The organism is Pseudomonas sp. NFACC43 (assembly GCF_900119645.1).
Taxonomy (GTDB): domain Bacteria; phylum Pseudomonadota; class Gammaproteobacteria; order Pseudomonadales; family Pseudomonadaceae; genus Aquipseudomonas.
Genome location: NZ_FPKK01000013.1, coordinates 175,756 through 196,131 on the forward strand (window position 1 = coordinate 175,756; position 20,376 = coordinate 196,131).

Below are 20,376 nucleotides of genomic sequence, written 5' to 3' on the forward strand. Positions count from 1 at the left end.
GGCAGAAAAAAGGAGGCCACCAGGGCCTCCTTCTTCAGTGGACGAATCACCCTTACAAACTGGCAATCCGCGCGTGCTGCTCGGCCAGCTTGCCCAAGGCCTGTTCAGCCTCGGCCAGTTTGGCCCGCTCCTTCTCGATGACCTCGGCCGGAGCCTTGTCGACGAAGCCTGCGTTGGACAGTTTGCCACCCACTCGCTGCACTTCGCCCTTCAGGCGCAGGATTTCCTTGTCCAGGCGCGCCAGCTCCGCCGCCTTGTCGATCAGGCCGGCCATCGGTACCAGCACTTCCATCTCGCCGACCAGGGCGGTGGCGGACAGTGGCGCTTCTTCGCCGGCGGCCAGCACCGTTACCGATTCCAGCTTCGCCAGCTTCCTGAGCAGCGCTTCGTTCGCTTCGAGGCGGCGCAGATCTTCGGCGTTGGCGTTTTTCAGGAACAGCGTCAGCGGCTTGCCCGGACCGATGTTCATTTCGGCACGAATGTTACGCAGGCCCAGCATGAAGGTCTTGAGCCATTCGATGTCGTCTTCGGCGGCCGGATCGATACGGGTTTCGTTGGCCACCGGCCATGGCTGCAGCATGATCGTCTTGCCTTGGATGCCTGCCAGCGGTGCGACGCGCTGCCAGATTTCCTCGGTGATGAACGGCATGAACGGATGGGCCAGGCGCAGGGCCACCTCCAGTACGCGCACCAGGGTGCGACGGGTGCCGCGCTGGCGTTCGACCGGTGCGTTCTCGTCCCACAGTACTGGCTTGGACAGTTCCAGGTACCAGTCGCAATACTGGTTCCAGATGAACTCGTACAAGGCTTGCGCGGCCAGGTCGAAGCGGAACTGGTCCAGCTGGCGGGTCACTTCGGCTTCGGTGCGCTGCAGTTGGGAGATGATCCAGCGATCCGCCAGGGTCAGCTCGTAGGCTTCGCCGTTCTGGCCGCAGTCTTCACCCTTGTCCAGCACGTAGCGCGCGGCGTTCCAGATCTTGTTGCAGAAGTTGCGGTAGCCCTCGACGCGGCCCATGTCGAACTTGATGTCGCGACCGGTGGACGCCAGCGAGCAGAAGGTGAAGCGCAGGGCGTCGGTGCCGTAGCTGGCGATGCCCTCGGCGAACTCCTCGCGGGTGGCTTTTTCGATCTTCTTCGCCAGTTTCGGTTGCATCAGGCCCGAGGTGCGCTTCTGCACCAGGGTTTCCAGGTCGATGCCGTCGATGATGTCCAGCGGGTCCAGGACGTTGCCCTTGGACTTGGACATCTTCTGGCCCTGGCCGTCGCGCACCAGGCCATGGACATAGACGGTCTTGAACGGCACTTGCGGGGTGCCATCCTCGTTCTTCACCAGGTGCATGGTCAGCATGATCATCCGGGCGACCCAGAAGAAAATGATGTCGAAGCCGGTGACCAGCACGTCCGTGGAGTGGAATGTCTTGAGGAATTCAGTCTGCTGCGGCCAGCCCAGGGTGGAGAACGTCCACAGGCCCGAGCTGAACCAGGTATCGAGGACGTCGTTGTCCTGTTGCAGCGCCACGTCCGGGCCAAGGTTGTGCTTGGCGCGGACTTCGGCTTCATCGCGACCGACGTAGACCTTGCCCGACTCGTCGTACCAGGCCGGGATGCGATGGCCCCACCACAACTGGCGACTGATGCACCAATCCTGGATGTCGCGCATCCACGAGAAGTACATGTTCTCGTACTGCTTGGGCACGAACTGGATGCGGCCATCTTCCACGGCGGCGATGGCCGGCTCGGCCAGGGGCTTGGTGGAGACGTACCACTGGTCGGTCAGCCATGGCTCGATGATGGTGCCGGAGCGGTCGCCTTTCGGCACTTTCAGGGCATGGTCGTCGACGCTGACCAGCAGGCCGGCGGCATCGAATGCGGCAACGATCTGCTTGCGCGCCTCGAAGCGGTCCAGGCCGGCGTATTCGGCCGGGATCTTGCCGTCGATGCTTTCGTTCAGCGTGCCGTCGAGGTTGAACACCTGGGCCGCCGGCAGGACGCTGGCGTTCTTGTCGAAGATGTTCAGCAGGGGCAGGTTGTGGCGCTTGCCGACTTCATAGTCGTTGAAGTCGTGGGCTGGCGTGATCTTCACGCAGCCGGTGCCGAATTCCGGGTCGCAGTAGTCATCGGCGATGATCGGGATGCGCCGGCCCACCAGGGGCAGCTCGACGAACTTGCCGATCAGGGCCTGGTAGCGCTCGTCGTTCGGATTCACTGCCACGGCGGCATCGCCCAGCATGGTTTCCGGACGCGTGGTGGCGACGATCAGGTAGTCCTTGCCTTCGGCCGTGGTAGCGCCGTCGGCCAACGGGTATTTCAGGTTCCACAGGAACCCCTTCTCGTCGTGGTTTTCCACCTCGAGGTCGGAAATGGCGGTGTGCAGCTTGGTGTCCCAGTTGACCAGGCGCTTGCCGCGGTAGATCAGCCCGTCTTCGTGCAGGCGCACGAAGGCTTCCTTGACTGCTTCCGAGAGGCCGTCGTCCATGGTGAAACGCTCGCGGCTCCAGTCCACGGACGAGCCCAGGCGGCGGATCTGACGGCTGATATTGCCGCCAGACTCGGCTTTCCATTCCCAGACTTTTTCGAGGAATTTTTCGCGGCCCAGGTCATGACGACTCTGGCCCTGGGCTTCGAGGCGGCGCTCCACCAGCATCTGTGTGGCGATACCGGCGTGGTCTGTGCCTGGTTGCCACAGGGTGTTGCGGCCTTGCATGCGGCGGAAACGGATCAGGGCGTCCATGATCGCGTTGTTGAAACCGTGGCCCATGTGCAGGCTGCCGGTGACGTTCGGCGGCGGAATCATGATGGTGTAGGAATCGCCCGCGCCTTGCGGAGCGAAATAATTCTCGGACTCCCAGGTGTTGTACCAGGAAGTTTCAATGGCGTGCGGCTGGTAGGTCTTATCCATGCGCGGCGGGACCCTATTGGCATTTATTCAGGAAAAGCCGGGAAGTATAGCGGGAGGGGCTGGTGCAAGCCACAAGCTGCGAGCGAGAAGCCGGATGGGGGGAGCGCAGTTGAACCTGTGGGAGCGAGCTTGCTCGCGACGGGGAGCACATTCGATACCCATGCAGGCTGAACCAGCGCTATCGCGAGCAAGCCCGCTCCCACAGAAAGTGCCATCGCTCAGGCGTCGGCTGTTACTCGTACTGGCTCAGCAGCCGCTCCATCCGGGCATCCAGTCGACGCTTGATCTCGGTCTCGATGTGCGGCGCGAAGTCGTCGATGACGTCTTGCATGATCAGTTGCGCGGCCGCGCGCAATTCCCTGTCCAGGTGCAGCAGGGCGTCAGGGCCTTTAGGCTCGGGCTGGGGAGCCGGGCTGGGTTCGGGCTGACCGTTGATCGGCTCGAACAGCAAGGGGATCTGTTCCTCATGGACCGGCGGATGCTCCACCGTTTCGGTCAGCAACGGTGGCTGCAAGTTGTCGTCGCCGAGCAACTGGCGGATCGACTCCAGGTCGTCCAGCAGGTGAGGAGGCTTTTGCGGTGTCTTTGGAGTATCCATCGTAGGCTCAGAGTCGCTGTAAACGGTGGTCTTGCAGAGGATAGCCCTGTTCGCGGTAGAAACGGAAACTCTCCCGCGCGGCTTGCCGGATGGCCGGGTCTTCCACCACCACCTCCGCCACGCGGGCGAAGCGTTGGGCAAAGGCCGGTACTTTCAGGTCAAGGTTGACCAGCAGGTCCTGGTGCTGGCCGCAGTCATCCCCCAGTCCAAGCACGATCAGGCCTTGCGGCTCGCTTTCGGCCAGGCTGTGGGGCACGAAGCTCTCGCCCTTGAAGGACCATAGACGTGCGTCCAGCGCTTCGCGCTGGGCGGCATCGCTGCAATGCAGGTAGATGCGGTGGCCCATGCGCCAGGCCTTTTCGGTGAGCTTGCAGGCAAAATCCAGCCGTGCCGCCGGATCGGCGCTGGGCAGGATGTAGAAATCGACTTTGGTCATTGCGGTTCCTGAGCCACCGGTGACGCCACCCTGGGGTGACGTCGCCGGCGGTCATCGGTGTCAGGCCTTGGCGCGATCCAGCAGATACTGGGTCAGCAGGGGCACCGGGCGCCCCGTGGCTCCCTTGTCCTTGCCGCCGCTGGTCCAGGCCGTGCCGGCGATGTCCAGGTGCGCCCAGTTCAGGTTCTTGGTGAAGCGCGACAGGAAGCACGCGGCAGTGATGGTCCCGGCTTTCGGCCCGCCGATGTTGGCGATGTCGGCGAACGGGCTGTCCAGTTGCTCCTGGTATTCGTCGAACAGCGGCAGTTGCCAGGCGCGGTCGTCGGCTTGCTGGCCGGCGCTGAGCAGTTGGCCGATCAGCTCGTCGTTGTTTCCCAGCAGGCCCGAGGTATGGGCGCCCAGGGCCACCACGCAGGCACCGGTCAGGGTTGCGATGTCGATCACCGCTTGCGGCTTGAAGCGCTCGGAGTAGGTGAGGGCGTCGCACAGCACCAGGCGGCCTTCGGCGTCGGTGTTGAGGATTTCCACGGTCTGGCCGCTCATGGTGGTGACAATGTCACCCGGACGGGAGGCCGTGCCGCTTGGCATGTTCTCGGCGCAGGCCAGGATGCCCACCACGTTGATCGGCAGTTGCAGCTCGAGCACGGCACGCAGGGTGCCGAATACGCTGGCGGCACCGCCCATGTCGTACTTCATCTCATCCATGCCGGCGCCTGGCTTGAGGCTGATGCCGCCGGTGTCGAAGGTGATGCCCTTGCCGACCAGCACGTACGGCTTCTCGGATTTCTTGCCGCCGTTGTATTGCATGACGATCAGGCGTGGCGGCTGGGCGCTGCCCTGGCCCACGGAGTAGAACGAACCCATGCCCAGGTCCTTGATCTTCTTTTCATCGAAGACTTCGACCTTCAGGCCTTTGAATGCCTTGCCCAGTGCCTTGGCCTGTTCGCCGAGGAAGGTCGGGTGGCAGATGTTCGGTGGCAGGTTGCCCAGGTCGCGGGTCAGCGCCATGCCGTTGGCAATCGCGGTGGCGTGAGTCACGGCGCGCTGGACTTCGGCTTGCGCCGCCTTGATGGTCAGCAGGGTGACTTTTTTCAGGGCGCGGGGTTCGGCTTTCTGGCTCTTGAAGCGGTCGAACTGATATTCGCCGTCCACCAGGGTTTCGACCAGCAGACGGTTCTTGCCGTAGCTGTCGCGACCCTTGAGTACCAGCTCGTCCAGCGCCAGGGCGGCGTCGCCCCCACCGAGGCCCTTGAGGGTCCCCAGCACGCCGGCGATGATCTTGCGGAACGGACGGTCGCCCAGCTCGGCGTCCTTGCCCACGCCCACCAGCAGCACGCGGTCGGCCTTGAGGTTGGGCAGGTTGTGCAGCAACAGGCTCTGGCCGACCTTGCCGGCCAGGTCACCGCGCTTGAGCACGGCACTGATGGCGCCGCCGCACAGGGCATCGAGCTGGGTGGCGACGACGCCGAGCTTGCGCTCTTCACCGACGGCGACCACCAGCGTGGCGGTTTTCAACGTTTCTGGGCTGACGCTTTTTACAACCAGTTCCATGTCCGGATCCCTGAATGAATGGTCAAGATGCCAGGCGCCTGCAATGGCGCGCTGAGCGTGCTTCTTCTATATAGATGAAGCGCCGGTGTCTGCCGGCGACAAAGGCCGCAGTTTGAACCTCGGCGCCCGAGGCTGACAAGCCATCCGTAGCGCTAACTTGTGGCTTTAGTCGCCGGCTTAAAGCGTGCGAAGTGACAGGCGCCCTCAATCACAGGATAATGCGGCTCTTTTTTCGGCGGCTCGTCTTGGCGGGTCGGCTCGATACGTTTGCTTGTTTGGCCGCCTTAGGGTTTGTACGAAAATCGCCACGCAGGCGTTTTCCTGCAAAACCTAGCCTGACAACCCTGGAGTGTCTGGTTTGATCGTCTTTCGTTACCTGTCCCGCGAAGTCCTGCTGACCCTGAGCGCTGTCAGCGCCGTGCTGCTGGTCATCATCATGAGCGGGCGCTTCATCAAATATCTGGCCCAGGCGGCCTCCGGTGCCCTGGATCCGGGCTCGCTGTTTTTGATCATGGGGTTCCGCCTGCCCGGCTTCCTGCAGTTGATCCTGCCGTTGGGGCTTTTCCTCGGCATTCTGCTGGCCTACGGTCGCCTGTACCTGGACAGCGAGATGACCGTGTTGTCGGCCACCGGCATGAGCCAGCAGCGACTGTTTCGTATCACCCTGTTTCCGGCTGCGCTGGTGGCGCTGCTGGTGGCCTGGCTGAGCCTGAGCCTGGCGCCCCAGGGGGCCAATCAGTTCCAGCTGCTGATCAACCAGCAGGATGCCCTGACCGAGTTCGATACCCTGGTGCCGGGACGCTTCCAGGCCTTGCGCGACGGTACCCGTGTCACCTACACCGAGCAGCTTTCGGATGACCGGGTGGACCTGGGCGGGGTGTTCATCACGCAAAAGAACCTGTCCTCGGACAGCAAGAAGGACCGCGGCATCTCCGTGCTGGTGGCCGAGAAGGGGCGCCAGCAGATCAACCCCGACGGCAACCGCTACCTGATCCTGGAGAACGGCTACCGCTACGACGGCAAGCCTGGACAGGCCGATTACCGGGCCATCAAGTACGACACCTATGGCGTGCTGCTACCCAAGCCGGAGGTCAGCGAAGAGGTCACTGACCGTGACGCGATGCCGACCTCCAGCCTGCTGGGCAACAATGACATCCGCGCCCGCACCGAGCTGCAATGGCGCCTGTCGCTGCCGTTGCTGGTGTTTATCGTGACCCTCATGGCGGTCCCGCTGGCTCGGGTCAATCCGCGCCAGGGCCGTTTCCTCAAGCTGCTGCCGGCGATTCTTTTGTATATGGCTTACCTGACCATCCTGATTTCCGCCCGCGGCGCCCTGGAAAAAGGCAAGATCCCGCCGCTGCTGGGGTTGTGGTGGGTGCATGGGATCTTCCTGGCCATCGGCCTGGGGCTGCTCTACTGGGAGCCGCTGCGCCTGAAACTGGCCAGTCGCCGCAGCGCGCGGGAGGTGGCCCATGGTTAAGCTCGACCGCTACATCGGTAGCAGCGTGTTCATGGCGATCCTCGCGGTGCTGGGGATCATCCTCGGCCTGGCGACCCTGTTCGCGTTCGTCGACGAGATGGGCGACGTCAGCGACACCTACACCTTGATGGACGTGGCCAGCTACGTGCTGCTCACCGCGCCACGACGCCTGTACGACATGCTGCCGATGGCCGCGCTGATCGGCTGCCTGATCGGCCTGGGCAGCCTGGCCAGCAACAGCGAGCTGACGATCATGCGTGCCGCTGGCGTGTCCATCGGTCGGATCGTCTGGGCGGTCATGAAACCCATGCTGGTATTGATGCTGGTGGGGGTGCTGATCGGCGAATACATCGCCCCGGCCACCGAGAACACCGCCCAGGCCAATCGCTCCCTGGCCCAGGGCGGCGGTGATGCGCAAAGCGCCAAGCACGGCCTCTGGCATCGCCAGGGCGACGAGTTCATCCACATCAACTCGGTCCAGCCAAACGGCGTCCTGTACGGTGTGACCCGTTATCGCTTCGACGACCAGCGGCACATGCTGTCGTCGAGCTTCGCCAAACGCGCCACCTTCGTCGAGGATCACTGGCAGCTGAGCGACGTCACCACCACCGTGTTCCATGACAAGCGCACCGAAGTGGTCGCGGCTCCTCAGGAACGCTGGGATGTGGCATTGAGCCCGCAATTGCTGAGCACCGTGGTCATGGCCCCGGACTCCCTGTCGATCACCGGCCTGTGGGGGTATATCCACTACCTGGCCGACCAGGGCCTGAACAACGGCCGTTACTGGCTGGCATTTTGGGTCAAGGTGCTGCAACCGCTGGTCACCGCTGCCCTGGTCCTGATGGCGATCTCGTTCATCTTCGGCCCGCTGCGTTCGGTGACCCTCGGCCAGCGGGTGTTTACCGGTGTGCTGGTGGGCTTCACCTTCCGTATCGCCCAGGACCTGCTGGGGCCATCGAGCCTGGTGTTCGGCTTCCCGCCGCTGCTCGCGGTGCTGGTGCCGGCCGGTGTCTGTGCCCTGGCCGGGCTCTGGCTGCTGCGCCGGGCCGGTTGACCCCGATTCCTGTGACGAGCAGGCTTGTGGCGAGGGGATAAATCCCCTCGCCACAATGGCGTCCGTATCAGGTACAATTCCCGGCTATTTTTCGGCGGGCCTTGCCTGCAGCCTTTTTGAGTGTTGATCCGTGAGTGATTTGAGTCATATCCGCAATTTCTCCATCATCGCCCACATTGACCATGGCAAGTCGACGCTGGCTGATCGTTTCATCCAGATGTGCGGCGGCCTGACCGAACGCGAAATGGAAGCCCAGGTCCTGGACTCCATGGACCTGGAGCGTGAGCGCGGGATTACCATCAAGGCCCACAGCGTCACCCTCTATTACAAGGCCAAAGACGGCATTACCTACCAGCTGAACTTCATCGACACCCCGGGCCATGTCGACTTCACCTACGAAGTCAGCCGCTCGCTGGCGGCCTGTGAAGGTGCGTTGCTGGTGGTCGATGCCGGCCAGGGCGTCGAGGCCCAGTCGGTCGCCAACTGCTACACCGCCATCGAGCAGGGCCTGGAGGTCATGCCGGTCCTGAACAAGATCGACCTGCCCCAGGCCGAACCGGAGCGCGTCAAGGAAGAGATCGAGAAGATCATCGGGATCGACGCCACCGACGCGGTCACCTGCAGCGCCAAGACCGGCCTAGGGGTGGACGAGGTGCTCGAGCGCCTGGTGAGCACCATTCCCGCGCCCACCGGCAACATCGAGGATCCGCTGCAAGCGTTGATCATCGACTCCTGGTTCGACAACTACCTGGGCGTGGTCTCGCTGGTTCGCGTGCGCCATGGCCGCGTGAAAAAGGGCGACAAGATCCTGGTCAAGTCCACCGGCAAGGTCCACCTGGTGGACAGCGTCGGCGTCTTCAATCCGAAACACACCGCTACCACCGACCTCAAGGCCGGTGAAGTGGGCTTCATCATCGCCGGCATCAAGGACATCCACGGGGCGCCGGTAGGCGATACCCTGACCTTGAGTTCCACCCCCGACGTCGATGTGCTGCCAGGCTTCAAGCGGATCCAGCCCCAGGTCTATGCGGGCCTGTTCCCGGTCAGTTCCGATGACTTCGAGGACTTCCGCGAAGCCCTGCAGAAGCTGACCCTCAACGATTCGTCGCTACAGTACACCCCGGAAAGCTCCGACGCCCTGGGCTTCGGCTTCCGCTGCGGGTTCCTGGGCATGCTGCACATGGAAATCATCCAGGAGCGCCTGGAGCGCGAATACGACCTGGACCTGATCACCACGGCGCCAACGGTAATCTTCGAGCTGCTGCTCAAGACCGGTGAAACCATCTACGTCGACAACCCTTCCAAGCTGCCGGACCTGTCGTCGATCGAGGACATGCGCGAACCGATCGTGCGCGCCAACATCCTTGTGCCCCAGGAGCACCTGGGCAACGTCATTACCCTGTGCATCGAGAAGCGTGGCGTGCAGCACGACATGCTGTTCCTCGGTACCCAGGTGCAAGTGACCTACGATCTGCCCATGAACGAAGTGGTGCTGGATTTCTTCGATCGCCTGAAATCCACCAGTCGCGGCTATGCTTCTCTGGACTATCATTTCGATCGCTACCAATCGGCTAATCTGGTGAAGCTGGATGTGCTGATCAACGGCGACAAGGTGGATGCCCTGGCATTGATCGTGCACCGTGACAACGCGCACTACAAAGGTCGTGCGTTGACCGAGAAGATGAAGGATCTGATTCCGCGGCAGATGTTCGACGTGGCAATCCAGGCCGCCATTGGCGGGCAGATTGTGGCGCGTACAACCGTCAAGGCGCTCAGAAAGAACGTATTGGCCAAATGCTACGGCGGCGACGTGAGCCGTAAGCGCAAGCTGTTGGAAAAGCAGAAGGCCGGTAAAAAACGCATGAAGCAGGTCGGTAACGTGGAGATTCCACAGGAAGCCTTCCTTGCGGTGCTCAGGTTGGATAGTTAGGTCCTATGTCGCTAAATTTCCCGCTGTTGCTGGTTATCGCCGTATTCGTCTGCGGCCTGTTGGCGTTGCTCGATCTGTTGTTCCTGGCGCCCCGCCGCCGGGCCGCCATCGCCTCCTATCAGGGCAGCGTCAGCCAGCCTGATGGTGTGGTGGTCGAAAAGCTCGGCAAGGAACCCCTGCTGGTGGAATACGGCAAGTCGTTCTTCCCGGTGCTGTTCATCGTGCTGGTGCTGCGCTCGTTCCTGGTGGAGCCTTTCCAGATCCCATCGGGTTCGATGAAGCCGACCCTGGACGTGGGCGACTTCATCCTGGTGAACAAGTTCTCCTACGGGATCCGCCTGCCGGTGATCGACAGGAAGGTCATCGAGGTGGGTGACCCGCAACGCGGCGACGTCATGGTGTTTCGCTTTCCGAGCGACCCGAACGTCAACTACATCAAGCGGGTGGTTGGCCTGCCGGGCGACAGGATCCGCTACACGGCCGACAAGCGACTCTACGTCAATGGCGAACTGGTGGCCGAGCAGTTGATCGGCTCCGAGCCTGGCACGCTGGGCAGCGCCGAGCTGTATCAGGAAAAGCTCGGCGAGGCCGAACACCTGATCCGCAAGGAAATGAGCCGCTACCGTGCCACGCCGGACCATTCGTGGACCGTGCCGGCCGGGCACTATTTCATGATGGGCGACAACCGCGACAACTCCAACGACAGTCGCTACTGGGATGACCCGAACATTCCCCGGGACATGCTGGGCATGGTTCCCGACCGGAATATCGTCGGCAAGGCCTTCGCGGTCTGGATGAGCTGGCCGGAACCCAAACTCAGTCACCTGCCGAATTTCTCGCGGGTCGGGCTGATCAAGTAAACACACACGGCGCTGTTGAACACAGCGCCGAATGCATTTCTGGAGCCTGCACAAGGCGCCAACGATAGTCAGGACGTCATTTTTGAACACAGCGTTATTTGTCCCAAGCCCGCGGTGCCTTGCCGTCGTGGCGGTGGAATCCAGCCACGAACTCAGCGTGGGTAAACCGTGAGCGTTTCTCTAAGCCGCCTCGAGCGCCAGCTCGGCTACACCTTCAAGGACCAGGAGCTGATGCTCCTGGCGCTCACTCACCGCAGTTTTGCCGGGCGCAATAACGAACGCCTGGAATTCCTCGGCGATGCCATTCTCAACTTCGTGGCCGGCGAGGCGCTGTTCGAGCGTTTTCCCCTGGCCCGCGAAGGCCAGTTGTCGCGTTTGCGCGCACGGTTGGTAAAAGGTGAGACCCTGGCCGTACTGGCCCGCGGTTTCGACCTGGGCGAATACCTGCGTCTGGGTTCCGGTGAACTGAAAAGCGGTGGTTTCCGGCGCGAGTCGATCCTGGCCGACGCCCTGGAAGCCCTGATCGGTGCGATCTACCTGGATTCGGGCATGGAAAAGGCCCGGGAGCGTGTGCTGGCCTGGCTGACCTCGGAAATCGACAGCCTGACGCTGGTGGACACCAACAAAGATCCCAAGACCCGCTTGCAGGAGTTCCTGCAATCGCGCAGTTGCGAACTGCCACGCTACGAAGTCGTGGATATCCAGGGCGAGCCGCATTGCCGGACCTTCTTCGTCGAGTGCGAAGTCGTCCTACTGAATGAAAAAAGCCGGGGCCAGGGCGTGAGCCGCCGTATTGCCGAGCAGGTAGCAGCCGCCGCAGCACTGATCGCCCTGGGCGTGGAGAATGGCAATGACTGATACAACCGTTACCCGTTGCGGCTATGTCGCCATCGTCGGCCGGCCGAACGTGGGCAAGTCCACATTGCTGAACCACATCCTGGGCCAGAAGCTGGCGATCACCTCGCGCAAGCCCCAGACCACCCGTCACAACATGCTGGGCATCAAGACCGAAGGCGACGTGCAGGCGATCTACGTCGACACCCCCGGCATGCACAAGGGCGGCGAAAAGGCCCTGAACCGCTACATGAACAAGACCGCCTCGGCGGCGCTGAAAGATGTCGACGTGGTGATCTTCGTGGTCGACCGCACCAAGTGGACCGAAGAAGACCAGATGGTGCTCGAGCGTGTCCAGTACGTGACCGGCCCCCTGATCGTGGCGCTGAACAAGACCGACCGCATCGAAGACAAGGCCGAGCTGATGCCGCACCTGTCCTGGTTGCAGGAACAGCTGCCCAACGCACAGATCATTCCGATCTCCGCCCAGCACGGGCACAACCTCGATGCGCTGGAGCGGGTGATTGCCGAGCACCTGCCGGAAAACGATCATTTCTTTCCTGAAGACCAGATCACCGACCGCAGCAGCCGTTTCCTCGCCGCGGAGCTGGTGCGCGAGAAGATCATGCGCCAGATGGGCGCTGAGCTGCCCTACCAGATCACCGTGGAAATCGAAGAGTTCAAGCAACAGGGCAAGACCCTGCACATCCATGCGCTGATCCTCGTCGAACGTGACGGCCAGAAGAAAATCATCATTGGCGACAAGGGTGAGCGCATCAAGCGCATCGGCACCGAGGCGCGCAAGGACATGGAACTGCTGTTCGACTCCAAGATCATGCTCAACCTGTGGGTCAAGGTGAAAGGCGGCTGGTCCGACGATGAGCGGGCGCTGCGTTCTTTGGGTTACGGCGACCTCTGATCAGCTGACTGGATGTACCAAGAGCCATTGTGGGAGCGAGCTTGCTCGCGATGAGGGCCTGATCTTCAACATGGATGTTGACTGACAGAGCGCTATCGCGAGCAAGCCCGCTCCCACATTGGTTTGGGGTTGTAGAAAAACGCTGTTTGTCTATCGAGAACTCTGATTTCCATGTCCCCAACCCAACCCATCGCTCAATCCGCCTACGTCCTCCACAGCCGCGCCTATCGCGAAAGCAGTGCCCTGGTGGACTTCCTCACGCCGCAAGGGCGGCTGCGGGCGGTGTTGCGTGGGGCGCGGGGCAAGGCCGGGACGCTGGCGCGGCCTTTCGTGCCGCTGGAAGTCGAATTTCGCGGTCGGGGCGAGCTGAAGAATGTCGGCCGCATGGAAAGCAACGGGGTCGCGGCCTGGCTCAATGGCGAAGCGCTGTTCAGCGGCCTGTACCTCAATGAGCTGCTGATTCGCCTGCTGCCTCCCGAAGACCCCCATCCGGCGGTGTTCGATCACTACACCGCAACCCTGCTGGCCCTGGCCGAAGGTCGTCCACTGGAGCCTTTGCTGCGTTCGTTCGAGTGGCGCCTGCTGGATGACCTGGGCTACGGTTTCGCCCTGGATACCGATCTGCATGGTGCGCCCATCATTGCCGACGGCCTGTATCGCCTGCAGGTGGACGCAGGCCTGGAGCAGGTCCATCTGTTGCAGCCCGGGTTGTTCAACGGGGCCGAGCTCCTGGCCATGGCGGAGGCTGACTGGAGCGCGCCGGGTGCCTTGGCTGCAGCCAAGCGCCTGATGCGCCAGGCCCTGGCTGTTCATCTGGGCGGTCGGCCCCTGGTCAGTCGCGAGCTGTTTCGCAAGCCCTGATCAACCCGTATGCTGTGGGCCGAATATCTGTCCATTCAGGAGCGCTTTTCGTGAGCACCAGCAATCGCATTCTTCTCGGCGTGAACATCGACCATGTTGCTACCCTGCGCCAGGCCCGCGGTACCCGTTACCCGGATCCGGTCAAGGCCGCGCTGGACGCCGAGGAGGCGGGGGCTGACGGCATCACCGTGCATTTGCGCGAGGACCGGCGCCATATCCAGGAACGTGATGTGCTGCTGCTCAAGGATGTGCTGCAGACCCGCATGAACTTCGAAATGGGCGTGACCGAGGAAATGATGGCGTTCGCCGAGCGCATCCGTCCGGCGCACATCTGCCTGGTTCCGGAGACGCGCCAGGAGTTGACCACCGAGGGTGGCCTGGATGTGGCGGGACAGCAAGCGCGGATCAAGGCCGCCGTGGAGCGGCTGTCGAAGACCGGGGCCGAGGTGTCGCTGTTCATCGACGCCGACGAGCGCCAGATCGAAGCGTCCAGGCGGGTCGGCGCGCCTGCCATCGAATTGCATACCGGTCGTTATGCCGATGCCGAAACCCCCGGCGATGTGGCCGATGAACTGCAGCGGGTGGCCGATGGCGTCACCTTCGGCCTGGCCCAGGGCCTGATCGTCAACGCCGGCCATGGCCTGCACTACCATAACGTCGAGGCCGTGGCGGCCATCAAGGGCATCAACGAACTGAACATCGGCCATGCGCTGGTGGCCCATGCGTTGTTTGTCGGGTTCAAATCGGCTGTATCGGAAATGAAAGCGCTGATCCTGGCTGCCGCCAAGTCCTGAGCCAGCCACAATCTCTGTGGGAGCGAGCAAGCTCGCTCCCACAGAGATTGTGGCGACTTCACTAAAGCTGCGGGCTTTCCTGGTTCGGCTTGCTCTTGTCGACGCCCGGTACGTGCAGGTTGCCCTCGGCCACCTGGTTGCCTTCCAGCTGCGGCTGCGTGACCCAGGTCAGGATGTCGTAGTAGCGACGGATGTTCGCTACGAAATGCACTGGCTCGCCGCCCCGGGCGTAGCCGTAGCGGGTCTTGCTGTACCACTGTTTCTGGGACAGGCGTGGCAGGATCTTCTTCACGTCCAGCCATTTGTTCGGGTTCAAACCTTCCTTGGCCGCCAGCTTGCGGGCATCGTCCAGGTGACCGCTGCCCACGTTATAGGCGGCGAGGGCGAACCAGGTGCGGTCCGGTTCCTGGATGCTCTCGTCCAGCTGTTCCTTCATGTAGGCCAGGTACTTGGCGCCCCCCATGATGCTCTGCTTCGGATCCAGGCGGTTGGACACGCCCATGGCCTGGGCGGTGTTCTGGGTCAGCATCATCAGGCCGCGCACGCCGGTCTTGGAGGTGACCGCCGGTTGCCAGAGCGATTCCTGGTAGCCGATCGCGGCCAGCAGGCGCCAGTCGATCTTTTCCTTCTTGGCGTAGGTCTTGAAGTGCTGTTCGTATTTGGGCAACCGCTGCTGCAGGTGCTGGGCGAACGTGGTGGCGCCCATGTAGCCCAGGACATCGACGTGGCCGTAATAGCGATCCTTCAGGCGCTGCAGGGTGCCGTTCTTCTGCACCTTGTCGAGGTAGCCGTTGATCTCGTTGAGCAGGCTGTTGTCTTCGCCGGGGGCCACCGCCCAGCTCTGGCTGCGGGCGTCGCCCAGGTCGAAGGCCACGCGGACGTTGGGGAAGTACACCTGGTTCATGGCCACTTCGTTGGAGTCCACCAGGGTCAGGTCGATCTGGCCTTCGTCGACCATGCGCAGCAGGTCGACCACCTCGACCGCGTCGGACTCTTCGTATTCGATGCCCGGGTACTGCTGTTTCAGCTGTGCCAGCTGTTCGGCGTGGGTGCTGCCCTTGAGCACCATGATCTTCTTGCCCGCCAGGGCCGCCGCGTCGGTGGGGCGTGACTGGCCGTTGCGATAGATGACCTGGGGGGTGACTTCCAGGTAGGAATGGGAAAACCGCACCTGTTTCTTGCGCTGGTCGCTGCTGACCAGGCCGGCGGCGGCCAGGACCGGGCCATTGGGCTTGCCGATCTGGCTGAACAGGTCATCGAGGTTGTCGGCGGTCTCGATCTTCAGCTCCACCCCCAAATCGTCGGCGAAGCGCTTCACCAGCTCGTATTCGAAGCCGGTTTCACCGTTGCGATCCTGGAAGTAGGTGGCAGGGCTGTTTCGGGTAACCACCCGCAGCACGCCATCCTCCTTTACGCGCTCCAGTGTGTTGGGTTTCTCAACACAGCCACTGAGCACCAGGAAGAGTCCGGTTGCGATCAGCCATCTGGCATATCGCGGACGCAAAGCCGTTGGGGAAAACATCTGCGCAGTATACGCAAACGGCCCTTACCGCCATATCTCGACAGTGACAGGCCAGTCTGCTAGCGATTGCAAAACATGTCCGCAACACCGGCCGGCCGGCGTGCGCCGGGGATCGGAACGCTGAAAAATATATCCCGTGGGACCCCGGGAACCCGTGGCTGATGGCACCGTAAAGGCAAAGACCGATATTCGGGCTGTATCGGACATGCCGTTTCGGGTGCCGTCAGCGGCGGTTTAGGCTAGAATGCACGGCCTCAAAGCACACCCCTTCCCGAGGCTGTCCCGAAGATGTTGATCCTGCGCGGCGCTCCTGCCCTTTCTGCCTTTCGCCACAGCAAACTCCTTGAGCAACTGAGCCAGAAGGTTCCGGCTGTCAGTGGCTTGTATGCTGAATTCGCTCACTTCGCCGAAGTCACCGGCGGTTTGACCGGCGACGAACAGCAGGTGCTCGCGCGCCTTCTGAAGTACGGTCCCAGCGTTCCCGTCCAGGAGCCGACCGGTCGTCTGTTCCTGGTCCTGCCGCGTTTCGGCACCATTTCGCCCTGGTCGAGCAAGGCCAGCGACATCGCCCGCAACTGCGGCCTGTCGAAAATCCAGCGCCTGGAACGTGGCATTGCCTTCTATGTCGCCGGTGAGTTCAGCGAGGCCGAGGCCCAACTGATCGCCGACGGCCTGCACGATCGCATGACCCAGGTGGTGCTGGGCGACCTGGAGCAGGCTGCCGGCCTGTTCAGCCACGCCGAACCCAAGCCCCTGACCGCCATCGACGTGCTGGGCGGGGGGCGTGCCGCACTGGAAAAAGCCAACGCCGAACTGGGCCTGGCCCTGGCCGAGGACGAGATCGACTACCTGGTCAACGCTTTCCAGGGCTTGAAGCGCAATCCCCACGACATCGAACTGATGATGTTCGCCCAGGCCAACTCCGAGCACTGCCGCCACAAGATCTTCAACGCCAGTTGGGACATCGACGGCCAGAGCCAGGAAAAAAGCCTGTTCGGCATGATCAAGAACACCTATCAGATGCACAACGAAGGCGTACTGTCGGCCTATAAGGACAACGCCGCCGTGATCGTCGGCAATGTCGCCGGCCGGTTCTTCCCGAATCCCGAGACCCGCCAGTACGGTGCGGTCCAGGAGCCGGTGCACATCCTGATGAAGGTCGAGACTCACAACCACCCGACCGCGATTGCCCCGTTCCCGGGCGCGTCCACCGGTTCCGGCGGCGAGATCCGCGACGAAGGCGCCACCGGCCGTGGCGCCAAGCCCAAGGCCGGCCTGACCGGCTTCACCGTGTCGAACCTGCAGATCCCCGGCTTCGAACAGCCTTGGGAAAAGCCGTACGGCAAGCCTGAACGCATCGTCAACGCCCTGGACATCATGATCGAAGGCCCGCTGGGCGGCGCCGCGTTCAACAACGAATTCGGCCGTCCGGCCCTGACCGGCTACTTCCGCACGTTCGAGCAGTCCATCACCACCCCGCGTGGCGAAGAGGTGCGCGGCTACCACAAGCCGATCATGCTCGCCGGCGGCATGGGCAACATCCGCGCCGAACACGTGCAGAAAGGCGAGATCGTGGTCGGCTCCAAGCTGATCGTCCTCGGCGGCCCGGCCATGCTGATCGGCCTGGGCGGCGGCGCTGCGTCCTCCATGGCCACCGGCACCAGCTCGGCCGACCTGGACTTCGCTTCGGTCCAGCGGGAAAACCCGGAAATGGAACGCCGTTGCCAGGAGGTCATCGACCGTTGCTGGCAGTTGGGCGAGCACAACCCCATCAGCTTCATCCACGACGTCGGCGCCGGTGGCCTGTCCAACGCCTTCCCGGAGCTGGTCAACGACGGCGGCCGCGGCGGTCGCTTCGAACTGCGCAATATCCCGAATGACGAGCCGGGCATGGCCCCGCACGAAATCTGGAGCAACGAGTCCCAGGAACGCTACGTCCTGGCGGTGGGCCCGGCCGACTTCGAGCGCTTCAAGGCCATCTGCGAACGCGAGCGTTGCCCGTTCGCCGTGGTCGGCGAAGCCACCGCCGAGCCGCAGCTGACCGTCACCGACAGCCACTTCGGCAACAGCCCGGTGGACATGCCACTGGAAGTCCTGCTGGGCAAGGCGCCGCGCATGCACCGTTCGGCCGTGCGCGAAAACGAGCTGGGCGACGATTTCGACCCTTCGACCCTGGACATCGCCGATTCCATCGAGCGTGTCCTGCATCACCCGGCCGTGGCGAGCAAGAGCTTCCTGATCACCATCGGCGACCGCACCATCACCGGCCTCGTGGCCCGTGACCAGATGGTCGGTCCATGGCAGGTGCCGGTGGCCGACGTTGCCGTGACCGCCACCAGCTTCGACGTCTACACCGGTGAAGCGATGGCCATGGGCGAGCGTACGCCGCTGGCGCTGCTGGATGCCCCGGCGTCGGGCCGCATGGCGATCGGCGAGACCCTGACCAACCTGGCGGCGTCGCGCATCGGCAAGATCTCCGACATCAAGCTGTCGGCCAACTGGATGTCCGCGGCCGGCCATCCGGGTGAAGATGCCCGCTTGTACGACACCGTCAAGGCCGTCGGCATGGAGCTGTGCCCCGAACTGGGTATCACCATCCCGGTGGGCAAGGACTCCATGTCCATGGCCACGCGCTGGAACGAAGACGGCGTGGACAAGAGCGTGACGTCGCCGCTGTCGCTGATCGTGACCGGCTTCGCCCCGGTGACCGACATCCGCAAGACCCTGACCCCTCAGTTGCGCATGGACAAGGGCACCACCGACCTGATCCTCATCGACCTGGGCCGTGGCCAGAACCGCATGGGCGCCTCGATTCTCGCCCAGGTGCATGGCAAGCTCGGCAAGCAGGCACCGGACGTCGATGACGCCGAAGACCTGAAGGCGTTCTTCGCCGTGATCCAGGGCCTCAATGCCGACGGCCACCTGCTGGCCTATCACGACCGTTCCGACGGCGGTCTGCTGACCACCGTGGTGGAAATGGCCTTCGCCGGCCATTGCGGCCTGAGCCTGACCCTCGACAGCGTCGCCGAAACCGCCGCCGAGATCCCGGCCATCCTCTTCAACGAAGAACTGGGCGCGGTGATCCAGGTGCGCCAGGACGCCACTCCGGACATCCTCGCCCAGTTCAGCGCAGCGGGCCTGGCCGAGTGCGTCTCGGTGATCGGCCAGCCGATCAACAACGCCCACATCAACATCACCTTCAACGGCGATACGGTCTTCGAAGGCCAGCGCCGCCTGTTGCAGCGTCAGTGGGCAGAGACCAGCTACCAGATCCAGCGTCTGCGGGACAACGCCGAGTGCGCCGACCAGGAATTCGACGTGCTGCTGGAAGAAGACAACCCTGGCCTGAGCGCCAAGCTCAGCTACGACGTCAACGAAGACGTGGCCGCGCCTTACATCAAGAAAGGCATTCGCCCGCAAGTGGCGGTGCTGCGCGAGCAGGGCGTCAACGGCCAGGTGGAAATGGCGGCGGCATTCGATCGCGCCGGCTTCAACGCGATCGACGTGCACATGAGCGACATCCTGGCCGGTCGTGTCGACCTGAACGACTTCAAGGGCCTGGTCGCCTGTGGCGGTTTCTCCTACGGCGACGTGCTGGGTGCCGGTGAAGGCTGGGCCAAGTCGGCGCTGTTCAACAGCCGCGCCCGCGATGCCTTCCAGGGCTTCTTCGAGCGTAACGACAGCTTCACCCTCGGTGTGTGCAACGGTTGCCAGATGATTTCCAACCTGCACGAGCTGATCCCGGGCAGTGAGTTCTGGCCGCACTTCGTGCGCAACCGTTCCGAGCAGTTCGAAGCCCGCGTGGCCATGGTCCAGGTGCAGGAGTCGAACTCGATCTTCCTGCAGGGCATGGCCGGTTCGCGCATGCCGATCGCCATCGCCCACGGCGAAGGCCATGCGGAATTCGAAAGCGAGGAAGCGCTGCTCGAAGCCGACCTGTCCGGTTGCGTGTCGCTGCGGTTCGTCGACAACCATGGCAAGGTCACCGAGACCTACCCGGCCAACCCGAACGGTTCGCCACGCGGGATCACTGGCCTGACCAGCCGCGACGGCCGCGTCACGATCATGATGCCGCACCCGGAGCGTATGTTCCGCGCCGTGCAGAACTCGTGGCGTTCGGACGACTGGAGCGAAGACGCACCGTGGATGCGCATGTTCCGCAACGCCCGCGTTTGGGTGAACTGAGGCCGTGTACAAGCTCTGCTTCTTCGTCCCGGCCAGCCATGTAGACCTGGTCAAGAGCGCCGTATTCGCCGCGGGTGGTGGGCGAATCGGCGATTACGACCACTGCGCCTGGCAAGTGCTGGGCCTTGGCCAGTTCCGTCCGTTGGCCGGCAGCCAGCCGTTCATCGGCGAGGCGGGACAGGTCGAGCAGGTCGAGGAATGGAAGGTGGAGCTTGTCGTGGCCGATGAGCTGATCCGCGCGGTGGTGGAGGCGCTGAAACAGAGCCATCCCTACGAGACACCGGCGTATGAAGTGTGGCGGCTGGAGGATTTCTGATCCCCCTGGCCGTTGAAATGAAAAACCCGCTGACGGATTCAGCGGGTTTAATGAGATGGTCAGCCTGACCGAGAAGCCCTGCAGGTTTACGCTTGCAGGGCTTTTCTCGTTTTCGGCGGAGGATCTCTCATGAACAC

15 protein-coding genes are annotated in these 20,376 nt (G+C 62.9%); 10 read left to right on the forward strand and 5 right to left on the reverse strand.

Annotation, left to right across the window (positions count from 1 at the left end; genetic code table 11):
• Positions 1-52 precede the first annotated feature (52 nt).
• From BT179_RS21165 to BT179_RS21180, 4 genes are all read right to left on the reverse strand, one after another.
• A complete protein-coding gene (locus tag BT179_RS21165; RefSeq protein WP_072431576.1) occupies positions 53-2,899 on the reverse strand; it encodes a valine--tRNA ligase in 2,847 nt (948 codons plus the stop codon).
• A 232-nt stretch (positions 2,900-3,131) separates the two neighbouring features.
• Positions 3,132-3,497 carry a DNA polymerase III subunit chi gene (locus BT179_RS21170; RefSeq protein ID WP_072431577.1) on the reverse strand — a complete coding sequence of 122 codons (366 nt, stop codon included), beginning with the start codon at positions 3,495-3,497 and terminating at the stop codon, positions 3,132-3,134.
• A gap of 7 nt (positions 3,498-3,504) precedes the next feature.
• On the reverse strand, positions 3,505-3,933 hold the full coding sequence (locus BT179_RS21175) for a DNA polymerase III subunit chi (protein ID WP_072397162.1): 429 nt from the start codon (positions 3,931-3,933) through the stop codon (positions 3,505-3,507).
• 60 nt (positions 3,934-3,993) lie between these two features.
• Positions 3,994-5,484, reverse strand: a complete 1,491-nt coding sequence (locus tag BT179_RS21180) for a leucyl aminopeptidase (RefSeq protein WP_072431578.1) — start codon at positions 5,482-5,484, stop codon at positions 3,994-3,996.
• A gap of 358 nt (positions 5,485-5,842) precedes the next feature.
• On the opposite strand from BT179_RS21180, the gene lptF reads away from it, so the two are divergent.
• From lptF to pdxJ, 8 genes are all read left to right on the forward strand, one after another.
• A complete protein-coding gene (gene lptF, locus BT179_RS21185) occupies positions 5,843-6,964 on the forward strand; it encodes an LPS export ABC transporter permease LptF (protein ID WP_072397166.1) in 1,122 nt (373 codons plus the stop codon).
• On the forward strand, positions 6,957-8,018 hold the full coding sequence (lptG, locus tag BT179_RS21190) for an LPS export ABC transporter permease LptG (protein ID WP_072397168.1): 1,062 nt from the start codon (positions 6,957-6,959) through the stop codon (positions 8,016-8,018). The genes lptF and lptG overlap by 8 nt, the downstream gene beginning before the upstream one ends.
• 130 nt (positions 8,019-8,148) lie before the next feature.
• On the forward strand, positions 8,149-9,948 hold the full coding sequence (gene lepA, locus BT179_RS21195) for a translation elongation factor 4 (RefSeq protein ID WP_072397170.1): 1,800 nt from the start codon (positions 8,149-8,151) through the stop codon (positions 9,946-9,948).
• Between the two features lie 5 nt (positions 9,949-9,953).
• A complete protein-coding gene (gene lepB, locus BT179_RS21200) occupies positions 9,954-10,808 on the forward strand; it encodes a signal peptidase I (RefSeq protein WP_072431579.1) in 855 nt (284 codons plus the stop codon).
• A 168-nt stretch (positions 10,809-10,976) separates the two neighbouring features.
• A complete protein-coding gene (gene rnc / locus BT179_RS21205; RefSeq protein ID WP_072397174.1) occupies positions 10,977-11,666 on the forward strand; it encodes a ribonuclease III in 690 nt (229 codons plus the stop codon).
• A complete protein-coding gene (gene era, locus BT179_RS21210; RefSeq protein ID WP_030139611.1) occupies positions 11,659-12,561 on the forward strand; it encodes a GTPase Era in 903 nt (300 codons plus the stop codon). The genes rnc and era overlap by 8 nt, the downstream gene beginning before the upstream one ends.
• A 171-nt stretch (positions 12,562-12,732) precedes the next feature.
• Positions 12,733-13,422, forward strand: a complete 690-nt coding sequence (gene recO / locus BT179_RS21215; protein ID WP_072397176.1) for a DNA repair protein RecO — start codon at positions 12,733-12,735, stop codon at positions 13,420-13,422.
• 50 nt (positions 13,423-13,472) lie between these two features.
• A complete protein-coding gene (pdxJ, locus tag BT179_RS21220; RefSeq protein WP_072397187.1) occupies positions 13,473-14,216 on the forward strand; it encodes a pyridoxine 5'-phosphate synthase in 744 nt (247 codons plus the stop codon).
• Between the two features lie 61 nt (positions 14,217-14,277).
• Here pdxJ and mltF read toward each other — a convergent pair whose 3' ends face one another.
• Entirely contained in the window at positions 14,278-15,738 is a 1,461-nt protein-coding gene (gene mltF / locus BT179_RS21225) for a membrane-bound lytic murein transglycosylase MltF (protein ID WP_072397199.1), read from the reverse strand.
• Between the two features lie 288 nt (positions 15,739-16,026).
• Between mltF and purL the strand changes: the two genes are divergently transcribed.
• Positions 16,027-19,923 (forward strand): phosphoribosylformylglycinamidine synthase, encoded by a 3,897-nt coding sequence (purL, locus tag BT179_RS21230; protein WP_072397201.1) that lies wholly within the window; start codon positions 16,027-16,029, stop codon positions 19,921-19,923.
• 4 nt (positions 19,924-19,927) lie between these two features.
• On the forward strand, positions 19,928-20,239 hold the full coding sequence (gene cutA, locus BT179_RS21235; RefSeq protein WP_072431580.1) for a YqfO family protein: 312 nt from the start codon (positions 19,928-19,930) through the stop codon (positions 20,237-20,239).
• Positions 20,240-20,376 lie beyond the last annotated feature (137 nt).

What these genes read in the sequence shown, in the direction of transcription:
- lptG (WP_072397168.1), top strand. Translation starts at nt 6,957, where the DNA reads ATGGTTAAGCTCGACCGCTACATCGGTAGCAGCGTGTTCATGGCGATC.
- lepB (WP_072431579.1), top strand. Translation starts at nt 9,954, where the DNA reads ATGTCGCTAAATTTCCCGCTGTTGCTGGTTATCGCCGTATTCGTCTGC.
- purL (WP_072397201.1), top strand. Translation starts at nt 16,027, where the DNA reads ATGTTGATCCTGCGCGGCGCTCCTGCCCTTTCTGCCTTTCGCCACAGC.
- BT179_RS21165 (WP_072431576.1), bottom strand. Translation starts at nt 2,899, where the DNA reads ATGGATAAGACCTACCAGCCGCACGCCATTGAAACTTCCTGGTACAAC.
- mltF (WP_072397199.1), bottom strand. Translation starts at nt 15,738, where the DNA reads ATGTTTTCCCCAACGGCTTTGCGTCCGCGATATGCCAGATGGCTGATC.
- BT179_RS21180 (WP_072431578.1), bottom strand. Translation starts at nt 5,484, where the DNA reads ATGGAACTGGTTGTAAAAAGCGTCAGCCCAGAAACGTTGAAAACCGCC.
- BT179_RS21175 (WP_072397162.1), bottom strand. Translation starts at nt 3,933, where the DNA reads ATGACCAAAGTCGATTTCTACATCCTGCCCAGCGCCGATCCGGCGGCA.
- era (WP_030139611.1), top strand. Translation starts at nt 11,659, where the DNA reads ATGACTGATACAACCGTTACCCGTTGCGGCTATGTCGCCATCGTCGGC.
- BT179_RS21170 (WP_072431577.1), bottom strand. Translation starts at nt 3,497, where the DNA reads ATGGATACTCCAAAGACACCGCAAAAGCCTCCTCACCTGCTGGACGAC.
- recO (WP_072397176.1), top strand. Translation starts at nt 12,733, where the DNA reads ATGTCCCCAACCCAACCCATCGCTCAATCCGCCTACGTCCTCCACAGC.